General features: G+C 40.4%; 16 protein-coding genes. 6 read left to right on the top strand and 10 right to left on the bottom strand.

Translation table 11 applies throughout. The annotated features are described in order from the left end of the window. Positions 1-145: 145 nt before the first annotated feature. Both QZ574_RS01125 and QZ574_RS01120 read right to left on the bottom strand, forming a co-directional pair. Entirely contained in the window at positions 146-1,624 is a 1,479-nt protein-coding gene (locus tag QZ574_RS01125) for a HAMP domain-containing sensor histidine kinase (protein WP_297085871.1), read from the bottom strand. A 4-nt stretch (positions 1,625-1,628) separates the two neighbouring features. Next, positions 1,629-2,330, bottom strand: a complete 702-nt coding sequence (locus tag QZ574_RS01120) for a response regulator transcription factor (protein ID WP_297085869.1) — start codon at positions 2,328-2,330, stop codon at positions 1,629-1,631. Between the two features lie 217 nt (positions 2,331-2,547). Between QZ574_RS01120 and QZ574_RS01115 the strand changes: the two genes are divergently transcribed. From QZ574_RS01115 to QZ574_RS01095, 5 genes are all read left to right on the top strand, one after another. Beyond that, positions 2,548-3,108 carry a zinc ribbon domain-containing protein gene (locus QZ574_RS01115; RefSeq protein WP_297085867.1) on the top strand — a complete coding sequence of 187 codons (561 nt, stop codon included), beginning with the start codon at positions 2,548-2,550 and terminating at the stop codon, positions 3,106-3,108. Between the two features lie 29 nt (positions 3,109-3,137). Then, a complete protein-coding gene (locus tag QZ574_RS01110; RefSeq protein ID WP_297085865.1) occupies positions 3,138-5,795 on the top strand; it encodes a zinc ribbon domain-containing protein in 2,658 nt (885 codons plus the stop codon). A 17-nt stretch (positions 5,796-5,812) separates the two neighbouring features. Then, positions 5,813-6,604 carry an AIM24 family protein gene (locus tag QZ574_RS01105; RefSeq protein WP_297085863.1) on the top strand — a complete coding sequence of 264 codons (792 nt, stop codon included), beginning with the start codon at positions 5,813-5,815 and terminating at the stop codon, positions 6,602-6,604. A gap of 166 nt (positions 6,605-6,770) precedes the next feature. Beyond that, positions 6,771-7,364 carry a zinc ribbon domain-containing protein gene (locus QZ574_RS01100; RefSeq protein WP_297085861.1) on the top strand — a complete coding sequence of 198 codons (594 nt, stop codon included), beginning with the start codon at positions 6,771-6,773 and terminating at the stop codon, positions 7,362-7,364. Position 7,365: 1 nt separating this feature from the next. Then, the gene (locus QZ574_RS01095; protein WP_297085859.1) at positions 7,366-8,064 is read left to right on the top strand and encodes a tetratricopeptide repeat protein; all 699 of its coding nucleotides are present in this window, start codon (positions 7,366-7,368) and stop codon (positions 8,062-8,064) included. Between the two features lie 149 nt (positions 8,065-8,213). Here QZ574_RS01095 and QZ574_RS01090 read toward each other — a convergent pair whose 3' ends face one another. The 8 genes from QZ574_RS01090 to QZ574_RS01055 form a co-directional block, all read right to left on the bottom strand. Beyond that, positions 8,214-8,630 carry a hypothetical protein gene (locus QZ574_RS01090; RefSeq protein WP_297085857.1) on the bottom strand — a complete coding sequence of 139 codons (417 nt, stop codon included), beginning with the start codon at positions 8,628-8,630 and terminating at the stop codon, positions 8,214-8,216. A 62-nt stretch (positions 8,631-8,692) separates the two neighbouring features. After that, entirely contained in the window at positions 8,693-9,847 is a 1,155-nt protein-coding gene (locus QZ574_RS01085) for a helix-turn-helix transcriptional regulator (protein WP_297085855.1), read from the bottom strand. Between the two features lie 263 nt (positions 9,848-10,110). Next, complete coding sequence (locus QZ574_RS01080; RefSeq protein ID WP_297085853.1) at positions 10,111-11,034, bottom strand: TIM barrel protein; 924 nt, start codon at positions 11,032-11,034, stop codon at positions 10,111-10,113. A 122-nt stretch (positions 11,035-11,156) separates the two neighbouring features. Then, positions 11,157-12,740, bottom strand: coding sequence for a sulfatase (locus tag QZ574_RS01075; protein ID WP_297085851.1), 1,584 nt, complete (start codon positions 12,738-12,740; stop codon positions 11,157-11,159). Between the two features lie 17 nt (positions 12,741-12,757). Continuing rightward, positions 12,758-13,876 carry a glycoside hydrolase family 88 protein gene (locus tag QZ574_RS01070; RefSeq protein ID WP_297085850.1) on the bottom strand — a complete coding sequence of 373 codons (1,119 nt, stop codon included), beginning with the start codon at positions 13,874-13,876 and terminating at the stop codon, positions 12,758-12,760. A gap of 152 nt (positions 13,877-14,028) precedes the next feature. Next, on the bottom strand, positions 14,029-15,459 hold the full coding sequence (locus QZ574_RS01065; RefSeq protein WP_297085847.1) for an arylsulfatase: 1,431 nt from the start codon (positions 15,457-15,459) through the stop codon (positions 14,029-14,031). 73 nt (positions 15,460-15,532) lie between these two features. Next, complete coding sequence (gene galB / locus QZ574_RS01060) at positions 15,533-17,965, bottom strand: beta-galactosidase GalB (protein WP_297085844.1); 2,433 nt, start codon at positions 17,963-17,965, stop codon at positions 15,533-15,535. Positions 17,966-18,165: 200 nt separating this feature from the next. Beyond that, positions 18,166-20,247: an ATP-binding protein gene (locus tag QZ574_RS01055; protein WP_297085842.1), complete on the bottom strand. Its 2,082-nt coding sequence runs from the start codon at positions 20,245-20,247 to the stop codon at positions 18,166-18,168. Positions 20,248-20,461: 214 nt separating this feature from the next. Between QZ574_RS01055 and QZ574_RS01050 the strand changes: the two genes are divergently transcribed. Beyond that, positions 20,462-21,898 carry a transporter substrate-binding domain-containing protein gene (locus QZ574_RS01050; RefSeq protein ID WP_297085840.1) on the top strand — a complete coding sequence of 479 codons (1,437 nt, stop codon included), beginning with the start codon at positions 20,462-20,464 and terminating at the stop codon, positions 21,896-21,898. Position 21,899: the final 1 nt, after the last annotated feature.

Here is a 21,899-nt window from a genome sequence, read left to right as displayed (position 1 = left end):
ATTCAAGTCTCACGAAAGAATCACAAAAGTTTAAAGAAATTGTTCTAATAGGTTATAGTTCAGTAAAATAAAGTGGAGGAGATAAAAAATACCACCTACGCAATTTGTTTCGTAGATGGTATTTTTTATACTTTTTGAATGCCAATCAGGCGACCTGATAAAGCGGAAGCTTAAATTCGAAACGCGTTCCTTTGTTTAATTGGCTGTACACCTTAATGGAGGATTGGTGGAGGTCGAGAATTTTTTTAACGATAGCAAGACCCAAGCCGGTGCTGTTGGCGCCATTTGTTTTTTTGCCTTTGTAGTAGCGTGTAAAAATATTGGGTAATTCGTCCTCTGCAATTCCTTTTCCGGTGTCGGCAATTTTAACCAGTATGCCATCGGTTTGCAGCTCTAATTCAATGGTTACCACATCGTTGGCGTTGCAATATTTTATGGCGTTATCCAAAATATTCTGAAAAACCCGGTCGGTCATTTGTATATCGGCATACACCAGAGGCAAACTTTTCGAGTAAATCGTGTTAATACTTATGTTTTTTTCTTTGGCAATCAGTTGAAATTTATCGGCAACATCCTGCACCAGTTCAGCTACCTGTACCGGTTCGGGCTGAATGCTTTGTGCATTTGATTCGAGCTTCGACAGCTCAAACAAGTCGTTAACAAGCTTGCTAAGGTTTTCCGAGTTTTGAAGAATTATATTCAGGTATTTTGTACGCTCTTCATCCGTTATGTTGTCGTCTTTTAGCAGAATGGTTTCGGCAAAACCCTGTATGGAAGCGATAGGACTCCTTAAGTCGTGCGAAACATTGGCAATCAGCTCTTTCCGAAGAGTCTCAACACTCTTTAGCTGAATAATATTCTGTTCAATGGTTTGCGCCATGGTATTAAATGTTTCGGCCATATTGTCGAGTTCACCTTTATTGTTATGCTGAATGCGTACCGAGTGGTTCCCCTCTTTAAAGCTACGCACGGCATTTATTATTTTATTCAGATTTCGGGTAATAATCCATATGGCAAGCAAGCCTAAAAGCGACGTCAGCAGAAGTGCCACAAGCAAACTGCGAACCCCCAGCTTTAGAATGAAACTATTTTGCAACGAAGCCATTACAGAAGTGTACTGATTGCTGGCTAAAACAATATACATGTACCCTTTTAGCTGGTTTTCTTCGATAATTTCGGCTGCCGAGAATATCTTAGGAGATCCCGGATTTCGGGGGTCGTCACCTCTGATGATACGATCATTGCTACGATTCAGGAATTGTTTTATGGGGCCAAGGTCAACTTTTTCTGATTTAACATCTTTTGTTGGAACAACGTAAGTGATGATGTTTCCTTCCGTGTCAAGCAGATATACTTCGATGCTCGGGTGAACAGCCATGGCCGAATGCATTAACACATGAATGGCTTCCTTTTTAACCTTGCCATCCACAAAAATAGGTGTAACCTCGTTAATGGCACCAATGGCAATTTCGCCATTTATTTTTTGCTGAGCTTCTTCGTTGTAATCGGCCGAAAATTTCACCGAAATCAATATAAAAATCAAGGTAAGCAATACCGTAAAGGCTAAGAATATGCCGGAAACTTTCCAGTAAAGGCTGTTAAATATTTTGTTTCGTTTTGTCATAACACTACAGTTCGTCGTTAAATTTATAGCCAACTCCCCAGCTGGTTAAAATGTATTTTGGGTGGTTTATATCGGGTTCAATTTTTGCCCGTAAGCGATTGATGTGCGAATTTACTGTATGCTCGTAGCCATTAAAATTATATCCCCAAACCTGGTCAAGAAGGTCGTTGCGGCTAAAAACTTTCCCTGGTTTTTGGGCCATTAAAACAAGCAGTTCAAATTCTTTTGGTGTGAGCTCAAGTTTGTTATTGTCAAGCGTTACCTTTCTTTTTCCCAGATCAATATGCAGACTGTTAATGCTTAGCGTTTCGGTTTCATTGCCGGAGGTTTCGCTGCTTAAAGAATTAATACGGCGTAAAATGGCTTTAACACGGGCAATAAATTCGCGAATGCTGAAAGGTTTGGTCAGGTAATCGTCAGCGCCGGTTTCAAGCCCCAAAACTTTATCAATTTCTTCGCTTTTAGCAGTTAGCATCAGTATGTGGGTATTTACTTTATCGGCGCGTAACTGGCGGCACACCTCCAGCCCATCCATTCCCGGAAGCATCAGGTCTAAAACAATAAGACAGTATTCGCCTGATGCGGCTTTTTCATATCCCTGGCGGCCGTCGGTTGCGATATCAACCTCGCAGTTTAAATCTCTGAGGTGAATGCTAACCAGCTCACCAATATGTGCATCATCTTCAATTAATAATACCTTACTCATTGCTTCTTTTCTTTAAATTGCAACAATAACAAACAAGTATCACAAAAAGGTCACAAAGACCTTGAGTTTTCTTAACAGGAAGCAAATTAGCAGCTTAATTCTTTTGGAACAGATCCGATGTTTGCACTACTTTTTTTAATAATTCTAATTATGAAATCGGTATTTCTATTTAACTCAATAGTTTATATATTTAAGGTGTCAACTGATCTTTAAAAACATGAACCTAACAAAATGCCCGAAATGTCACAATGTGGTAACACCTGACGACAAATTCTGTCCAGGTTGTGGTGCAAATCTCGAAGAATTTTTATCAACTCAATCCTCCGTATTTTGTTCGAGATGCGGCCACCGGAATCCACAAAGTGCTTCGTTTTGCGAAAAATGTGGGAATACGCTTACCGAACCGCCAGTAGTTTCTAACAAAGACCCAAAAGAAAAAGAGGGTCCCCAAAAGATTGTTTCAAAGGGAAGCTATTCGGGAAAAATGAACACCGGAAAATCGAAGCTCCTCAAACGCCTGATTATTGCGGCAGTTATAATTGTACTGCTTTGCGCAGTAGCCATTATAATTTGGTTTCAGGTTGACGATAATGCGGAAGAAAAACTAAAAGAAGCACTCCGGATTCCGGGTGCAGTTGTTATTATCGGCTTTGCTGTTTATGTCGCCATTTTCGGAAAATCAAAAAAAGGAAGAAGAGGAGGAGGAAACTACGATGACGATGATTGGGACGATGATGACGACGGCGACTGGGGTGACGACGGTGGAGATGACGATTAACTAAATTAAAAAAACCAAAACTCAATAACATGCCATTTTGTACAAACTGTGGTAAAGAAATCTCTGAAGGAGCCAAATTTTGTGGCTCGTGCGGCAGCCCCCAGGAATCGAATCCAAATTCGTGTAAAAAATGCGGAAAAGTTTTAGAGGAAAACGAAAAGTTTTGCTCAGCTTGTGGAACGCCTGTTACCACAACATCAAAAGCTGCCCCGGATTCACAAAAACAACCGGAACCAAAGCCAGAACCACCGAAACAAAAACTTACCAAAGAAGGCCGGAAAATAATTTCAGGCGGCCCAAAGCCGGAACAAAATATGAAGGGTAATCCAACACCGCCTCCTCCAATTAATACACCACCCCCAAAAAAGAAAAAAGGATGTAGAGGCTGCGCGATTACAGCTATTTTTATTTTGGCAGTACTTATTGTTCTTACTATGTTGATGTACAATAAGGTTTCTAATTGGTGGCAAAATTTAGACACAGAACAGACCAGTGAAAACATTCTGGATACCGAAGGTGTTGACGGGATTGTAGATATTGAACCAGAAAAAACTAGATCCAAACAATCAAAATCCTCCACTGAAGTTGGAATTAAGATTCCTGTAAATATCAAAGGAAAACCAATTACAAAAGAATCACTTAAAGTCTCGGCAGAAAATACAGTTGCTAAGTTTAAAAAGGTAAAAGTCGATTTTGGACAATTTGTTCTGGACAAAGAAACATCGGTAATTGTTGAAGAATACAAGCAACAGGTGATTGATGGTGAATGCTCGGTTGTTGCCTACGACATTGAACTTAAAGGAAAAAGCAAGTTCGACGATTTTATAACCATATCGCTGCCCTACAACCAATCGTTTATTAAGAACGGAAAAGCTGAAGAGTGTGTAGCTGCGCAATATTACAATCCTAAAACAAAAAAATGGGAACCCGTTTTGTATGATTTAGATACTAAAAACAAAGTTGTACATATCCGGACCAATCATCTTAGCCGCTATGGAGTTTTTACGGTAAAAAATGCGACCAAAAGACATGCATACATTTCAAATGTATATATCCCCAATAGTTATTTAAAAGGTGATAGAAAAGACATGCATATTGAAGTTTTGGAAAGTTATTACGAAAACGACCGTCAATTAGGCAAAGAAGCTTTAAATCAGGGCTTATCGTTTTGGAGCAAGTTTTCCGGAAATTCAGGGGTAGCAATTAACACTCTAACTGCTGGTGGAAGCTATTCTACAGATTTTACAAACAAACTAAATAATGGCTTCAAAAACCTTGGTTACGCAGCCAGTATAGTACAACTGGGTTACGATTTATGTTATAGCGACAACAAAACAACGGCTATCAACCTCACCAAAAACATAATGAACCAGTTGGTTGCCGAGTTTGGTACTCCGGTAATTAACATCGCATTTATTGGTGTTTATTTTATCGATATTGCCTTAACAGAATTTGGTAACGCAATGCTCGCTCAAAAATACAAAGAGCTTTGGGAGGTATACGATTTTTACAATAAAACCTATAACGAACGTTCGTTAAAAGAGTGGCGCAGGTTAATGATTGATATACATAAGGATAATGCCGATAATCCTGCAGAGGCATACAAGGAAATAATGGAAGAAATTGAAGATTATGCCTGGAAATTTATGAAAACTACGAAAGTAGGTACAGATAATGAAAACACAGCAGAGCTAAATTCATTAGCAGCAGAAGCAGGTTTAAAACGAATGACCTGGCCCAGTCAAAAAGATATTGAAGGAGTATATGGTGAGGGCAAACAACGAATTATCGATCAATTATACCCAGTGTTTACATCAGTAAATAACTGGCGTTTTTATAACCTTAAATTAGAGCTAACAAAAGAGGCGGCGTTGATGGCAAAAATGCTAAACGAGAAGGTGAATTTAACCATTACTGAAAACCTTGCTAAAGGCGAAAAAGCAAAATATGGGGGGTACAAAGTGGCCATAAGACCACTTGATAAAGGTGTGGATAAAAAGAACTGGACGGGAACCTTAAAAGAATCGGGCATAACCAAAACGAACTTTACTTTCATTGGTCATTATACTGCCGGAAAACCAAACCGTGTAGAAATATATAAACCCAGTGACCGTGTCGATATTGAAAAGCCAACAATAGTAAAAGATTTTATTGTTGATGGAGAAAATGAAATTGTTATTGAATTGGGTAATATGGCAAAAAGTAAATGGGTTTTATTTAATACCGAATTTGAGGATAATTCAATGGATATTATGGTAAAACACAATACTAGCATAAATAACGGAAGTCTATCTTCCTCTTGTATTCCTTCTAATCCATCAAGCTCAAGTTTTTCAAACTATACAACTACGGCTAAGTGGACGGCATTTAAAAATACATACATACCTGATGAACCTGTAACAACAAAAGCTTTCGTCAATTTTAAAGGGAATAATGCTACAAATATGAAACTTTCAATAAAATTTTATAGTACATTACGACATTCAGAAAAAATGGATTTTAGAGGCAGGTCTTCTCACGGAGGAGTGGATGGCATGTTAGTTTATTCTGATGGTCAGGAAACAGACAAAGGTGAATTTTCAACAGTAGCCCCTAAGCCATTAAACAGCTCTGATGTATGGATAATAACTGTTCACGGAGAAGGAGGAAAATTTAAGATGTATTATAAACCACAACCAATTAAATAAAGTTAAAAATTACTATTATGCCATTCTGTTCAAACTGTGGAAATGAAATAAAAGCCGGTGCTGCATTTTGTGGCAGCTGTGGCAACAAAGTGGGGCAAGCGCAACAGTCAGCAACCCCGCCACCTGTCGGAAAAGTAACCTTCGATGTGGTAACACGCGAACGTTTAAATATGGTAAAAGTAGAACTCGATAATGCTGCTTTCAGGTACGAAGCAGGCGCCATGCACTATATGCAGGGAAACCTGGAATTACAATCGGATTTACCCGGGGTTGGCAGCATTTTTAAATCGATGATTACCAAAGAAAAAGTTGTAAAGCCTGTAATTAGCGGAACCGGCACGGTTCATTTAACGCCATCGTTTGGCGAATTTACCATTCTGGAATTGGATAACGACGAATGGATACTTGACCGCGGAGCCTATTATGCATCAGAGCTAAATATCGAACTGGGTGCCTTTACCAATCGTGCTATCAGCGCTATGTTTTCGGGCGAAAAATGGTTTCAAACCGTTGTGGCTGGTACGGGCAAAGTAATTATTAACTCGGCCGGACCGCTGGAAGAGGTGGAACTTACAAATGGCAAATTGGTAGTGGATGGAAGTTTTGCAGTTGCCCGCACCTCGGGTATCGAGCTGAAAGTTGCAAAAGCCACACGCGGTATTTTTTCAACCGTAATTTCGGGCGAAGGATTGGTAAACACTTTTACCGGCACCGGAAAAGTATTGATTGCCCCGGTTGATAATTACTTTAATACCCTGATTCACACCGTTAGAGCCATCAATAGTAATGTTTTAAGACTACAGAAATGACGAGGTGAATGGACATGGGCTACTCTCGGCAAATTAAAAATCAGGCTTTTGACAAATACCATTATTTTTTGCAACGCCTGTGCTTTTTTGCACAATATTGAGGAAAACATTTGCCGGAATTGCGGATGCCCTTTGTTAAAATAGAACCTTAATAACTTTAGAAAAAATGAAATACAAATGCAAGGCATGTGGAAAAACAATTCAACAGGACGATAAATTCTGTCAGAATTGCGGTGCTCCGCAAAAAGGCACTACTTCTGCCAATACAGCAAAGCCTAAGGCCATGCCTAAAAATTTATCAACGGCACCCATAGTAAAATGCTTAGCTTTAGCCATTGCAACCGGGTTGGTGTTTGGGTGGATTCGTTACTGGATTGGTTATTATATACTTATACAGGGTGTGATTGCCGGTGTAACAATTTCGTGGATGGTTAAACAAACTGCAGGAGAATACATTGAAGCACTTGCAAACATTCGGTTTAAAATGGTGGTACTTCTTTTTTTTATGTTTATGATTGGACAAGCATTTGGATTTGGACTGGCGCAACCTGTTTTCGATCCTTTTAATTGGTTGGCCAGAGTTTGGAATGCCGATACCACCGAATCGGTGTTTGGTATTTTTTCTACTGCAGGTGTTGTAAGCCGTACCTTTTCCGAAGGTTTAAATGGGGGATTCTGGGTTATTTTATCGCTTATCGATTTATTCTTTATGCTGTTTTTAATGCTGGTTACTATGCCATTACCGACTAAAAAAAATTAACATGATAAAATTTGTACGAATAGTATCTTTTTTAATCGCAGTGCTGGTTACTGTTGTAAGCATTTTTTTTATTGATGCCGAGCAAGAATTGTCCGAAGCTCAAGCGGCTTACAGGAGTGGAGATATTGACCAGGCAATTCGAAAAGCACGAAGAGCAAACCATGCGTTTTCGGATAACAACAAAAAGACGAGTGCCTATTATGTTCAGGCAAAGGCAGCGGCACAAATGAACTGGACAAATAAATCGGCGGATTATTTGGATGACCTATTACGATTAAACCCGGAACATGTTAGCGGATTGTTGTTACGTGGTGAAATTCGTATACAACAGGGCGATAACTCCGGTGCTTTGGAGGATATAAATAAGGGACTTGAATTGGCGTCGGAGAATATTTCCGGGAATCGGCTGGCTTATGCATTGTCGAAAAGAGGATTGGCTTTTTTAGCTCTAAACCAGGTTGATAATGCAGAAAATGATGCCAGGAAAGCAATTCAGCTCTCCGCTAAATTGCCAGAAGCTTACGATTTGATGAGCCGGGTGATGGAGCAAAAGGGCGATTTTGAAAGAGCGGTTGCCGCTTGCGATAAAGCCTACAAATTATTACTTGAAAAAGATAGATTTGCCATGATTACGCCTGAAGGGCAACAACTTTCCGAGCGGCTGGTACACTTGAAAGTAAAGTATTTACAATCAAAATAGCGGGTGTTGAGTAGTTTGGTTTTCATTCTCGTAATTTCCTGCAGTTATTGTAACCACACGAATTTGCACAGTATCCTATTCAAAGAAAAAGTAATCAATTAATTTTGAAATACTTGAGGAAAGAGCATTTAATTGCATTCTCGGCAGTGTTACATTCGTTTTATAAAATAGCCTAAAACAAAGGCCACCCCAAAATAAATAAGAATTTTATACCAGGGCTTAAAATCGTCGGCAGGTGCATTAAGCACCGGGCAGCATTTTAAATAGTGGACGGTAATAAAAGTGTTACCCTGGTTTTTTAGAAAGACAGGACTTTGCACTTTTTTTGAATGCCCGGAATAGTTTTTACCCGAAATCGTAAACTGGTAATCGTACGAATAAGTATACTGATTGCGAATGGTTTCGTTACGCTCACCCATTTCACGTCGAAAATTGTTCACCTTTGCAGGGGTTGTAGACCCACCCAGCCACAGCACACCTAAAAAACAGCCATAGCCCAAAAAAATTAGAGCAATTGTACCAATCAGGATTTTGCCAACAACTGAATTTTTTTTCTTTTTTTTCATTGAAGAGCTGGTTTTAGCCTCTATTATAATTTTACTGGCAGTAGTATAAAAGCCAATACTCGCTAGTCTTTGTTGTGCATGAGCCGGTATTTGCCAGGTGTAACACCTTCAATTTCTTTAAACACACGCGAAAATGAAGCAACCGATCCAAAACCGGCCTGTTCGGCAATATATTCCATGGTGTATTTGGTACTCGCTGGTGTGCGAAGCAGTTCTTTTGCTTCCTTAATACGGTATTGGTTTACAAACTCGTTAAAGTTCATTTGAAACTCTTCGTTTATCAAACGCGAAATATAGGTGCGGTTGGTATGCAACGATTCAGAAATAGTATGGATACGCAAATCGTTCAAACGGTAAATTTTATTCTCTTCAAAAAGAACCAATAGTCTTTCTTTTAGGTTGTTTTCTTCCGGCGGGGCATCTTCCTGGTAGCTTAATGCTTCGTCGTTTTCATACAAACGTTCGTAAATGGGTTGCTGTAAATTGCCTTTATAGCCTAAAATAAAGAAGAAAACTGTAAAAAAGGCAGAAGGCAACAGAAGTAATAAATCGTGTTGTACAAAATAGCTGCGGCCAAGCAAGGCAAAACTAATGGCAGCAAGTGAAACACCTAAGACCAGAATACTAATATCCCTTACCCAGTTCATTCGTTTGCCCTCAGTTTCTGAAAAAAAGTTGTTAATGGTTTTGTTGTGCTGGTTTGCAATACGAATTCCGAAAATGAGATAGATAACTGTTTGAAGAATGAAAATGATTCTACTAATCAAAAAAACCAATGCTTTAACTCCTGTAAGGGTAGTGGTATCAATGTTTTTAAGATTCTCGTTTATCAGTATGTGCTTAACGTAGTAAATTCGTTGGTCGGGAGTTAGCAAGGAGGTTAATATTAAGGCAACAACCCCAAACAGAATGCCCGGAAGAAAATGGAGTAAATGCCGCCTGGTGTTAAACCGAATAGTACTCAATAATAAGATGTAGGTATAAAATAACGGATACACCGATAGGCCTGCGTACAAATAAATGCTTTCGAAGAAAGAGTAAGTATGGTAGAATTCCAGAAAAAATACAGTATGTGAAACGTAAAGCATACAGGCAAAGAGCATAAAAATACCCAATACAAAACGACTTTGATTGGCAGGTCGCCTTTGAATCAAAAGGGTAACACCCCAAAACAAGGTTGCATAGACGGGAGAAAGCAGAGCAATTGTTTTTATCATTGACAGAATAGAGTTATGGAGTAAAGGTACAAAAAATGTTATTTGAAGTTGTTTTTTACGATATGCAACTCTGTTTTACGATTTGAATCTGTTTTGTTCGGGTATATGTCGAAATTAGCGGAGCGTTTTGAAGAAACAGAATTTTCAATAAAAATATTTGGTAGTTCTTTAGTAGTATATTTCGCTGCTGTAAACTGCCAACCCTCCTCCTTAGATGAAACTAAAAGAAAAGGTGGCCTACTAGCTAGCCACCTTTTTTATTGTTAAAAATTATCTACTGTCCGATAGGCTTCGATAAAGGCTTTTTCTCCTTTTTTGCCTGATATGCTTTTACCATGTTCGCAGCACAGTACTCCGTTATATCCTTTATCGTAGATGTGTTTAAAAATGTTCAGGTAATTTATTTCACCAGTTCCGGGTTCTTTGCGCCCGGGATTATCGCCAATGTGAAAAGCGCCAATGTGATCCCAGCATTTATCGATGTTGGGGATAATATTTCCTTCGGTAATTTGCTGGTGGTACATGTCGTTAACAATTTTACAACTGGGGTGGTTAACGGCTACACAAAGCATATAGGCCTCGGGCATTTTGGTTAAAATTAATCCCGGGTGGTTGGTCCAGGCGTTTAATGGTTCCATAACCAGCTCCAGGCCTGTGGGGCCAACAATGTCACAACACATGCGCAGGTTGTCAATAATATTGGCCATTTGATAGCCATGCTCCAGGCCTTCATCAAATCTTCCGGGCACAATCAATGCTGTTTTTACCCCTGTTCTTTTCTGAACTTCCAGCCCCTTGTGCATGGTGTCTTTTAGCATTTGTTTGATATCTTCGTTTTGGGTAACAAACGATTTTGTTTTAAAATCAGCATATAATACAAAGGGCCCCAAATCCATGTTGTTGCGTGCCAGTTCGTTGGCTATTTTTTCCTGTAATGCCGGTTCTTTTTTCATCAGGCTGTTGTCGAAAACTGCCCGAAATCCCTGGTCGGCCATAAATTTTATATTGTCAATCGGATCTTCTCCTGCATGTTCGTTAAATGTGCCCAGGCTTGGGGCATACTTCAGGTTAAATTTTGCTTTGTTCGATTTTTTCTTTTCGCCCCCCGATGCCTGTAAAGCTCCGGTTAGCCCCGTGAGGGCAATGCCACTTGCTGCCGTGTTTTTTATGAAGTTTCTACGTTTCATGTTACTGTGGTTTAAATAATTTTATAGTGGTGTTAGTTTATTCTGTAATAAAAAATGTCCTGTAGGTTCTGTCTTCTTGTTTTAAACGCTACAAATTGAATAGTGAAGATTCGTTACGAAATTTAGTCATTTACAACCATGCTGCCCCACCAGTTGTTTCCCGGATCAAAATCTTCAGATAGAAACTGCTTGCGTTGTTTCTCCAATGCCGGCCAGCGCTTTTCAACAATATTTTTTAGGTGGGCAGCTTCGCGCTCGGCTGTCCAGCTTGGGTCACGTTCAGGAAAACGGGCTCCCATTTCTTCCAACATAGCGAAGAGGGTTGCACTTAGTTCTTTTACTTTTTCCTGGTTATCGGCAGCTAAATTAGTTGTTTCCGACAAATCGTTTTCCAGATTGTATAATTCTTCACGGCTATCTTCGTAATAATGAATCAATTTCCAATCGCCCTGCCGAATGATTGATGAAGGCTCTCCCCCCTGGTTTCCATAATGCGGGTAATGCCAAACCAATGGTCGTTCGGCCATAGTTTCTCCTTTTAAAAGCGGAACAAGACTTTTGCCGTCAATGTGTTCTTTAGGTTTTAATTCTACTCCACATAGCTCCAAAATCGTCGGATAAAAGTCGGTTCCTGTAACCGGTGTCGAACATTTTTGTCCGTTTCCCATTCCCGGAACTTTAATAAAATAGGGTTCGCGAATTCCGCCTTCAAATTGGTAGCCTTTTCCGGCGCGAAGGGGTTTGTTTGATGTAGCAAAAGCATCGCCGGCAGCCACCCCCCCGTTATCACCTGTAAAACAAATAATGGTATTTTCATTCAGTCCCATTTCTTCCAGTGCATCTAAAACAAGGCCAACGGCGTCGTCCATTGCTTCAACCAAACCGGCATAAACCGGGTTGTCCTGTACCTGGCGAATGGGCAGGAAACGCCCCATCTCGAAGCCGTTTTCGGCAATACCCATTTGTTCGGCTTTTTGGCGGTACCTGGCCCATTTTTGCTGGGTAGTTTGAATTGGACCGTGAACTGCATAAAACGAAAGATAGGCGAAAAAAGCAGTGTCTTTATTCGCTTCAATAAACTTAACCGTTTCTTTGGCCAAACGCATCGACAGGTTTTCGCCATCAGGTCCGCTTGGTAAAGTTGGATTTTCCCAGGGGGCGAAATAACCACCTTTGGGACTACCAACATCCCAACCACCTTTGTTAATGTCAAAACCATGATCATCGGGCCACGATCCTTTTCCGCCCACATGCCACTTCCCAGTAAAGAAAGTTTTATAACCGGCTTCTTTCATCGCTTCAGGTAAGGTAATGTAGTCGTGCGCTAAAGCATGTTTGTACTCTGGAGGAAGCAATTGGGTTGCACGGCCAACTTTACTCCATTCTTCTCCGGTTTTTGCTCCAATCCAGTCGGTAATGCCATGGCGGGCCGGAAATTTGCCACTTATAATACTTGCCCGCGAAGGGCTGCACACCTGGCAGGTTGCATAGCCATCGGTAAAAATCATTCCCTCGCGGGCTATGCGGTCAACGTTGGGCGTTTCGTAGTATTTACTTCCCATAATACCGCAATCGGTGTAGCCGTAATCGTCGACTAAAATGAAAAGTACATTGGGTTTCTTTACGGATTCTTGCGGAGTTTGGGGTTGACATGCGCAGCAAGCAAAAAGTGCGCAAAAAATAGTTACCCACGAAAAGCCTTTCATAACGGTTTAATTTTGGTTTATTCTCCTCCGGTTAGTTTATAAATCTCTGAACCTGCGCTTAAAAATGCGCCAGTTCCGTATACTTCTGTTTTGTCGGGCCATGCTTTTCCGGGTGCAGCACCAATGGGTTGTACGTATCCCAACATGCCATCGTCGGTAACATGGCTAACCATGGCATTCCATCCTTTTTTTGCGGCCGGCTCATAAGTGGCTTTATCTAAAATACCCTGGTTTATGCCCCAGGCAAGCCCAAATACAAAAAACGATGAGCCACTGGTTTCAGGAGTAGGATAGAATTTCTGTCCCAGTAAGCTCATGGCCCAATGCCCTTCAGGTGTTTGAATCTCCAAAAGTTTTTTGGCCATTTTCTTGTAAATTTTTAAGAAATATTTGTACTCTTTACTCTCCGGGTTTAGCTCATTCAAAATGTTTACAAGTCCGGCAAATACCCAGCCGTTACCGCGTGACCAGAATACTTTTGTTCCATTGTCGCGCTCTGTTATGTAACGTTCGTCGCGGTAATACAAATGTTCTTTTTTATCAAACAGAAAGTCGGTTGTTGCCTTGTACTCTTCAAACATAAAGTCGAGGTATTTTTTTTCGCTGGTAACTTTATACAGCTTTGCCCAAACCGGTGGCGACATAAAAAGTGCGTCGCACCAGTTCCAACGGTCCTGGTGAAATGGTGTTTTCCAGTTTAAAACCGATTGAGAAGGGTGGTACATAATAAAATCAAACTGTTTTTGGGTTGGTTCGATCATTTTTTTATCCCTGTACTTGCGGTATAATTCAATGTACATTTGTCCTACGGTATGGTCGTCAGCATGGTATTGGCGTTTGTATAGCAACCATTCATTTTCTTCACCGATATTTTTCAACCATTCCCAATATTTTTCATCGTTGGCCATTTTTGCCCACTTTACCATTCCAACGTAAAGTGCTCCGTTGGTCCAATCCAGTGGATGGTGAGGTTTTTGTCTGCCGCTGTAACATTCGTTAAAATGTTCAATTTGCCAGTCGGCAACTTTTTTCATAACTGTTTTTACTTCGGCGGGCTTAATTTCCTGTGCCGATGAATAATTTGCAAAGATTAAGAAGGTTGCAAATAGAAGTAGAAGGGAAAATAACTTGTTCATAATGATTGGTTTAAATTATTGGTATACAAAGTAAATGTAATCTGTCAATTCTCGTGAGAAAATTTGTACAAAAAAGGGAAGGATTGTGTATGTTATAGTTAAATTTATTGCTTTAAGAATGGCAATTTATTTTCTTATCTCATAATAGTTTTTTATTCAAAAGTAAACACTTCCGATTTGGTTCGGGCGTCTTTCATAAGTTTCAACAGTTCTTTTACAAGCTCCGGTTGTTGTTCTGCCTGATTGTTTTCTTCGCCAATATCGGTAGAAATGTCGTACAATTCAGTGGTTGTTATTTCCGGAGAAAGCACATCGTACCGAACCAGTTTCCAGTTGTCTTTTCGCAATGCTATACGTCCGTTTTTCTCATGAAATTCCCAGTACAAATAATCGTGCTGAGCTTGCTTTCCGGTATTAAGTAATGTCGGCAGGTACGAGATTCCGTCGATATTTTCTGGCTGTTGGGCACCGGTTAATTCGGCAACGGTTGGCAAAAAGTCCCAAAAAGCCGAGAGGTGATTTGTTTTGCTACCGGCTTTAATTTTTCCGGGCCAGTAGGCAATCATCGGCATTCGGATTCCGCCTTCGTATAAATCGCGTTTATAACCTTTAAAAGGGCCATTGCTGTTAAAATAATCAGGATCGGCACCTCCCTCTAAATGTGGGCCATTATCCGATGAAAATATGATCAGCGTATTTTTTTCGATTCCGAGTTCCTCTAGTTTTGCAACAATTTCACCCACCTGATCATCCAGTAGGTTTATCATTGCAGCAAATGCGGCATGGCTTTCGGGTTGCGAGCCGTAACCTCCTGCTTTAAACCGGGGGTGTCCTTCGTCTGATCCAATATACTTCTTTTCGGGCAGTAGTTTTCCCCTGTACTTTTCCATATATTCTTCGGGCGCAAATAGCTCGGCGTGTGGAATAATGGAGGGATAATACATAAAAAACGGTTTGTTCTTATTGTTTTCGATAAACTTAATGGCCTGTTGGTGAATGGGTATAGGTGCATATATTCCTTGGGCGGTTCCTTCATTTTCTTCCAGCCATATCGTGTCTTGGTTATGGTTTAAAAAATAGGGGTAATAATTGTGTGCCAGGGTTTGGTGGTTATAGCCAAAAAACTCGTCGAAGCCTTGTTCGTTTGGGGCGCCGGTTGAGCCGGTATAGCCAAGTCCCCATTTGCCAAAAGCACCTGTGGTGTAGCCTTTCTCTTTTAGCATTTTTGCTACTGTTTTGGTATTTGCGGGTAGGGGCCAGTTGCCAAATTCGTCGCGTTTATTTCCTCTAATTGGTGTGTGACCGGTATGTTGACCGGTTAATAAAACCGAACGTGAAGGCGAACAAACCGTTGAGCCGGAGTAGTGTTGCGTGAAGGTTATGCCACCAGCAGCCATTGCATCAATATTTGGTGTTTTAAATTTGGTTTGCCCCTGGCAGCTTATGTCTCCATAGCCCAGGTCGTCGGCCAATATAAAGATGATGTTGGGACTTTGTATTATTTTGTCTTTCCGGCTTTGTTTTGTTTGGCATGCTGATAGCAAAATGAAAACTAGAAATAAAAGGCTAAGTAGTTTTTTCATTGATGTTATTTGTTAATGTACGACTATTATTACAGAATATATACGCATAACGTTTTTGTATTATCCCAAAAATTTATTTAGCGTTAATGACTATTTTTTTGCTTTGAAGATTTTCTCCTGAAACCTCGAGTTCTATTTCTCCCGGATTTTTTGCTGCTTGAACAGTAACCACCAACAGCCCACAAAAAGCTTTCATTGTTGGCAAGTGAAATAGTTCGAGGGAGGTGGCATCGCCATTACAAACAGCTTTAAATTTTCCGGCTCCGCTAACACTGAAACTTAACTGATTGTTTGCTGTTGGACAAAGGTTGCCATCTTTATCCACTACCGAAACAGTTATGTAACTCAGGTCGTTTCCATCAGCAGAAATGTTGGTGCGATCAGCCATCAGTTCAACATGGTGCGGTGCACCGGCGGTATGCATTTCTTTTTCAGCAACAGCATTTCCATCATCATCAAAAGCCACTACTTTTACCGTTCCGGGTTCGTATTTTACATCCATCCACATCAGGCGGTTTCGCGTAAGCAGTGTTTCTTTACTTTTGGTTCTTATTCCCTGACTTTTGCCGTTTACAAATAGTTCGGCACTGTTGTAATTGGTGTATACAAAAACCGGCGTGCTTTCTCCCTCGCGCCCCTGCCAGTTCCAGTGGGGTAGCAGGTGTAAGGTTTCATCGGTGGTATTCCAGCGGCTGCGGTACAGGTAAAAACGGTCTTTGGGCAGACCGGCCAAATCGCAAATGCCAAAATATGAACTGCGCGAGGGCCATGCCTCGTTGTAGGGTGTTGGCTCGCCCAGGTAATCAAAACCTGTCCATACGAACTCTCCAATTACCCAATCAAAATTGTCTTGCCAGTAAAAATCTTCATCCGGAATATTCGACCATGAACAAGCCTCAAGATCGTAAGAGGAGCTTTGAAAATCATCGTATCTTTTCATTTTTGCCTGCTCAACCGGAAATTTATACACCCCGCGAGAACTCACTGTTGATGCCGTTTCGGAACCCAGAATAAATCCTTGAGGGAACCGTTCGTAAGCTTCATTGTACAGAGGTAGCCGGTAATTCAAGCCCGGAATATCCATAATTGCCCCAAAACCATTTTTAAGCGTATTACCCACCTGGTCCATACCAACAGTTACGGGGCGTGTAGGGTCTTCTCGATGAAAAATATCCTGGAGCCATTTTGCCAATTTTACCCCTTCATTTCCCCATTGATCGGGAACCTCGTTGCCCGAACTCCACATTACAATACACGGATGATTTCGGGTGGCCCGCACCAGGTTTACCACGTCTTTTTCTGCCCATTCGTTGAAAAATCGATTGTAGCCGTTTTTTACTTTTGGTTTGGCCCATTCATCAAAACTTTCGGCCAGAAAAAGGAAACCCATTTCATCGCAAAGTTCCAGCTGTTCTATTGAGGGCATGTTGTGCGATGAGCGGATGGCATTACAGCCCATATCTTTTAAAATGGTGAGCTGGCGTTTTAAGGCAGCTTTGTTTACCGCAGCTCCGAGTGGACCCAGGTCGTGGTGTAAACATACCCCTTTAAATTTGGTAACATTGCCGTTCAGTACCAATCCAAATCCTCTTTTGAATTCAACACTTCGAATTCCAAAGCGAATGTTTTGTTCGTCTTTTAAGGTGTTGCCCTGGTAGAGTTTCATTGTTGCGGTGTACAGATAGGGTGTTTCAATATCCCAAAGTTTTGGATTGGGTACAGCAATGTTTTGTTCTGTTTTATTTCCAAAAATTTCATTGCTTGTATTGCTGGCAACCAGTTTCCCATCGGCATCTTTAATTTCAGTGAGTACTTTTACATCTTCACCGTTAATTTCGGCTTTTATGTTCACCTGGACCATTTCTTCCGAAACAAAAGGAGTGCTTATAAATGTACCCCATTGTTTAAAGTTTACCTGGTTTTTAACTATCAGCTGCACTTTTCGGTAGATTCCTGCACCCGGATACCAGCGCGAAGAGGACTCTTTGTTTTCGAGCCGAACTGCTAACAGGTTTTCCTGCCCGGGTTTAATATGCTCGCTTATATCAAAATAAAAATAAGCATAACCGTAGGGGTGGTTTCCAACTTTGGTGCCATTAATCCATACATGGGCATCACTCATGGCGCCATCAAAAACCAACAGCACTTTTTGGCCGCTCGTTAAAGCTGGCACTTTAAACGTTTTTCGATACCAGCCTACGCCAATGTGAGGTAAGGCACCTGTTCTACCTGTTCTCAGTCGTGCTGTTTTTTCCATGTCTTGCGTAACCTGTACTTTTTGGGCATCAATTTCCTTGTTGAATGGACCTTTAATAGCCCAGTCGTGCGGAATGTCAACGGTTTCCCAATGGCTAACGTCGGTTTCGGGAAGTTGGGCGTGAGTAATATCTTCGTTAATAAATTTCCATTCGTTGGTAAGGGACTGAGTGGTTCTTGTTGTTGTTTCAGTTTTTGCGCAGGAGGCGAAAAGAATTACCAGGAAAAGAAAAGAATAAATAGGTTTCATAGCTTTTGTTTAAAGTCTTTATAAAAGTAAAGACGTTATTGCCCGGAAATTTACGCACAGCAGGTAGTAATTTTTTTCCAAAGACCAATGTGAATTGAACTTCGGGCAGGCATGGTTTTACTACAAATATGCAAAGAAATCTGATATTTTTGTGGGATGCCAGGTACTAATCAGCCCTGAAGCCGACAGATTACAACGAATTACAGTGAGAGAGGCAGGCTGAAATGGAAACTGCTTCCCTGGTCAACCTCGCTTTCAACCCAAATATTGCCCCCATTTATTTTAACAAACTCGTGACACATAATAAGTCCAAGTCCGGTTCCCTTTTCATGGGCTGTTCCATCGCGCTGTACCTGTTTTTCAATTTTAAACAGGTTCTGTATCAGTTGCTCTGGCATGCCAATGCCATTGTCTTTAACCGTAACAATTAGCATGTTCTCCTTTTTACTTGCAAGCAAAGCTATTTTGCCTTTTTTTCTCGAGAATTTGATGGCATTATTCAGCAGGTTTCGAACCACAAAATTTACCATGTCTAAATCGGCATACACCATCACTTTTATTGTTGAAAGATCGATGGTTAATTCTTTTGATTTTGCCACTTCAAGAAAAAGATCTTTGTTGGCTTCAAAAACTTTATGAATAAAGAATGGCTGAGGTTCGAATTTTATTGCTCCGGTTTGTGTTCTCGACCATTCCAAAAGATTTTCGAGCAACTGGTAACCACTTGTTGCCGCCTGGTACATGCCATCAATAAGCACATCAAAATCTTCGGTGTTTTTGGCCTCTTTTTCATTCCGAAGCATATCGGAAATGCCAATTAAAACATTAAACGGGTTTTTTAAATCATGTGCAATTATCGAAAAGAATTTGTCTTTGGTGGCGTTCAATTTTTTTAGGTTCTTTTCATCTTCGGCTAGTTTTACCAGGTTGTTTTCGAGCATTAATTTTTGCCGGTTAATGGTGTTGTAGTTGGCTTTTAGCTCATCGGTATGTTTTTTTCGAAGAATAAGATAAAAGCTAAGTACCAGAAGAATAATTAAAAGAACAATAATGGCAAAAGCTGCTTTCACACGAAACCTGAATTGATCGCTTTGCGTTTTGGCCGATTCCAATTCTTGCTCCAAAACCAGTTTCTTTCTTTCGGCACGAACAATTTCATCACGCTCAAAGTTACTAAGTGCTTCTGCAATTTCATCCGGACTTAACATTTCGTAAGCTTCTTTTGCTTTCGAAATCATTTCGTAAGCTTTGTTGTATTGTTGCAGCCCGGCGTATGCTGCTCCTTTTTCAGTGTAATAATCAGAGATGTAGTCGTATTTTTCAAGTTCCCTGCTTTGCTCAATCGCCTTATCAAATAAACGTATGGCAGCATGGAAGTTCTTTCTTTTAAGCTGATACTTGCCTTCAACAGAATAGATTTCAACGGCCAGTTTTGTAAATTGTTGCTCGTTGGCCAATTGCCTAATTTTGTTGATGTAGGTTTGTGCTGAGGACAGGTCGTTTATTTCGAGGTAATAAATTATAAACCCCAGTATTACCTCAATTTCCCGCTGTTTGTCGGCAACTTGGGGCAAGAGTTCAAGTGCATGGTTTAAATGGTTTAAAGCTTCATCAGGCCGGTTTAATTTTAACAGTGAATAGGCAATTGAATTATGCGAAAGACATTGGTTGTCGATGTTTCCGGTTACCATGTCAACATCCAGCGCTTTTTCATAAAAAAGCAGCGCGCTCCGATATTCTTTTAAATACTCGTAATACCACCCAATGTTACTGTATGCCTCTGATAATACGTGAGTTTCATTGTTCTCTTCGCAAAGTACTTTAGCGTTAATCAGGTATTGAAGTGCTTTAACCTGGTCTTTACCGTAAGAGTAGAGTACGCCAAGGTTATGAAAACACGAAATCAATGATAAGGTATCTTTTGTTTCGGTAAAGATATTTATTGCTTGCTCCAGGTTGGCAATTGCGGGCAACCAATCGCCTGATTGGTCGTAGTTGTAACTAATAAGAAACAGCGCCGTTCCTTCTCCGAATTTGTAATTAATTTTTTGCGAAAGGTTGAGCGCCTTTTGGGCAAACGCTAAAGAACTATCCGAATTAAAATAGCTGTATTGATCGGAAAGGGTGATGTAGGTATCAACCATGTTTTGGGCATTGGTTTCGTTTGTAAGGCTGGCTTTTAACGAATCTATTTCCGGCGATTCAAAACCAAAAACGGGCGGAAAATAACCAAATGTTATCCAAATAAAAAGTAGTGCGGTATGTATTTTAAAAATTGTCATAGGTTTGTACAGAATGTGCAAATATAATACAATCAGCAACATACGATACTGTTGAATAATAAAATGACTGATTTTTAATTGTAACAACCTTTGTTATTCTACTTAAATTCAGGCTAATGTTAACCACATCGTTTGCCAAACATGATAAATTTCATAATTCTATTTCTTTTTTTACCTTGTGGTAGTAAGATTGAGAATGTAAACCGTGAAATGTATGCTGAAACAATACTTAGGTATAGCAAGTATCGCCCTGCTTTTTATGATAGCTTCATGCTCCTCAAACAAACAGCAAAATAAAAAAAGTAAAAAAGATCTTGCGGTTGTTGACCGCGATTTGGAGGAAATTAAGAAAGAAGGGGTGTTAAACGTGGTAACTACGTACAGCAGTACCAGCTATTTTTTGTACCGCGGGCAACCTATGGGGTACGAATATGATTTGCTGAAACGATTTGCCAAACACATAGGCGTTGATTTTAAAGTGGAGGTGTCGAATAACTTAGATGTGATGTATGAGAAATTGCACCAGGGCGATGTTGACCTGATTGCACACGGACTTACCATTACCGGTAAACGAAAAGAGTTTATACGGTTTACCGATTATTTATATTTGACCCACCAGGTTTTGGTACAAAAAAAACCCGATAATTGGCGAAAAATGAGGTGGAGCGAGCTTCAGAGTTCCTTGATTCACGACGCTATTGAACTCATAGGTGATACTGTTTCGGTGCGGGCCAATTCATCGTATCTAAACCGTATTGATAATCTTAAGGATGAGATGGGTGGCGAAATTTATGTTGATACACTTTCGGGCGATCTTTCAACTGATAAAATTATTGAAATGGTGGCTAAGGGCGAAATAAAATACACCTTTGCCGATAACAACATCGCCAGTATAAATGCCTCTTATTATCCCAATCTTGATATTCGTGTTCCGGTAAGTTTCTCGCAACGAATGGCATGGGCTGTGCGGCCTAATTCAGAGAGCCTATTAACAGAGCTGGATAACTGGATTGATTCGATGAAAAATGGTGTAGAATATTACGTGATTTATAATAAGTACTTTAAAAACGAACGTGATTTCAGGCGTCGTGAAAACAGCGAGTTGTACAGCATTAATCATAACCGGATAAGTGAATATGACGATTTAATACAAATATACGCTGATTCGTTGGGTTGGGATTGGCGTTTGTATGCTGCCATGATTTTCCAGGAATCGAAGTTTAATCCTACTTCCGAATCGTGGGCCGGAGCAAAAGGCCTGATGCAAATGATGCCACAAACAGCCGAAAAATATGGAGTAACAGACCGAACCGATCCGGAAATGAGTATGGAAGGCGGAACCAAAGTTTTGCAGGTGTTATGGGATCGGTTTATTGATATTCCCGATTCTGTTCAGCGAATTAAATTTACGATGGCTGCTTATAATTGCGGCTACAGCCATGTAATTGATGCCCGCGTACTGGCCGAAGAAGAAGGTATAGACAGTTACCGTTGGGACGAATGTGTAGAAGAATCGATGTTAAAGCTCAGTTACCCCGAGAATTACAATAAACCGTTTATCAAGTATGGCTATGTGCGGGGAATTGAGCCGGTTAGTTACGTGAAGCAAATATTTAGCCGTTACGAACATTACTGCCAACTGGTGGAATAAG

The organism is uncultured Draconibacterium sp., assembly GCF_913063105.1.
Taxonomy (GTDB): domain Bacteria; phylum Bacteroidota; class Bacteroidia; order Bacteroidales; family Prolixibacteraceae; genus Draconibacterium.
This window is presented reverse-complemented; position numbering and strand designations above follow the sequence as displayed.

Coding starts and splice junctions, on each gene's coding strand:
- QZ574_RS01090 (WP_297085857.1), bottom strand. CDS start 8,630: ATGAAAAAAAAGAAAAAAAATTCAGTTGTTGGCAAAATCCTGATTGGT.
- QZ574_RS01055 (WP_297085842.1), bottom strand. CDS start 20,247: ATGACAATTTTTAAAATACATACCGCACTACTTTTTATTTGGATAACA.
- QZ574_RS01095 (WP_297085859.1), top strand. CDS start 7,366: ATGATAAAATTTGTACGAATAGTATCTTTTTTAATCGCAGTGCTGGTT.
- QZ574_RS01065 (WP_297085847.1), bottom strand. CDS start 15,459: ATGAAAAAACTACTTAGCCTTTTATTTCTAGTTTTCATTTTGCTATCA.
- QZ574_RS01100 (WP_297085861.1), top strand. CDS start 6,771: ATGAAATACAAATGCAAGGCATGTGGAAAAACAATTCAACAGGACGAT.
- QZ574_RS01070 (WP_297085850.1), bottom strand. CDS start 13,876: ATGAACAAGTTATTTTCCCTTCTACTTCTATTTGCAACCTTCTTAATC.
- QZ574_RS01120 (WP_297085869.1), bottom strand. CDS start 2,330: ATGAGTAAGGTATTATTAATTGAAGATGATGCACATATTGGTGAGCTG.
- QZ574_RS01080 (WP_297085853.1), bottom strand. CDS start 11,034: ATGAAACGTAGAAACTTCATAAAAAACACGGCAGCAAGTGGCATTGCC.
- QZ574_RS01085 (WP_297085855.1), bottom strand. CDS start 9,847: ATGATAAAAACAATTGCTCTGCTTTCTCCCGTCTATGCAACCTTGTTT.
- QZ574_RS01050 (WP_297085840.1), top strand. CDS start 20,462: ATGCTGAAACAATACTTAGGTATAGCAAGTATCGCCCTGCTTTTTATG.
- QZ574_RS01110 (WP_297085865.1), top strand. CDS start 3,138: ATGCCATTTTGTACAAACTGTGGTAAAGAAATCTCTGAAGGAGCCAAA.
- galB (WP_297085844.1), bottom strand. CDS start 17,965: ATGAAACCTATTTATTCTTTTCTTTTCCTGGTAATTCTTTTCGCCTCC.
- QZ574_RS01125 (WP_297085871.1), bottom strand. CDS start 1,624: ATGACAAAACGAAACAAAATATTTAACAGCCTTTACTGGAAAGTTTCC.
- QZ574_RS01105 (WP_297085863.1), top strand. CDS start 5,813: ATGCCATTCTGTTCAAACTGTGGAAATGAAATAAAAGCCGGTGCTGCA.
- QZ574_RS01075 (WP_297085851.1), bottom strand. CDS start 12,740: ATGAAAGGCTTTTCGTGGGTAACTATTTTTTGCGCACTTTTTGCTTGC.
- QZ574_RS01115 (WP_297085867.1), top strand. CDS start 2,548: ATGAACCTAACAAAATGCCCGAAATGTCACAATGTGGTAACACCTGAC.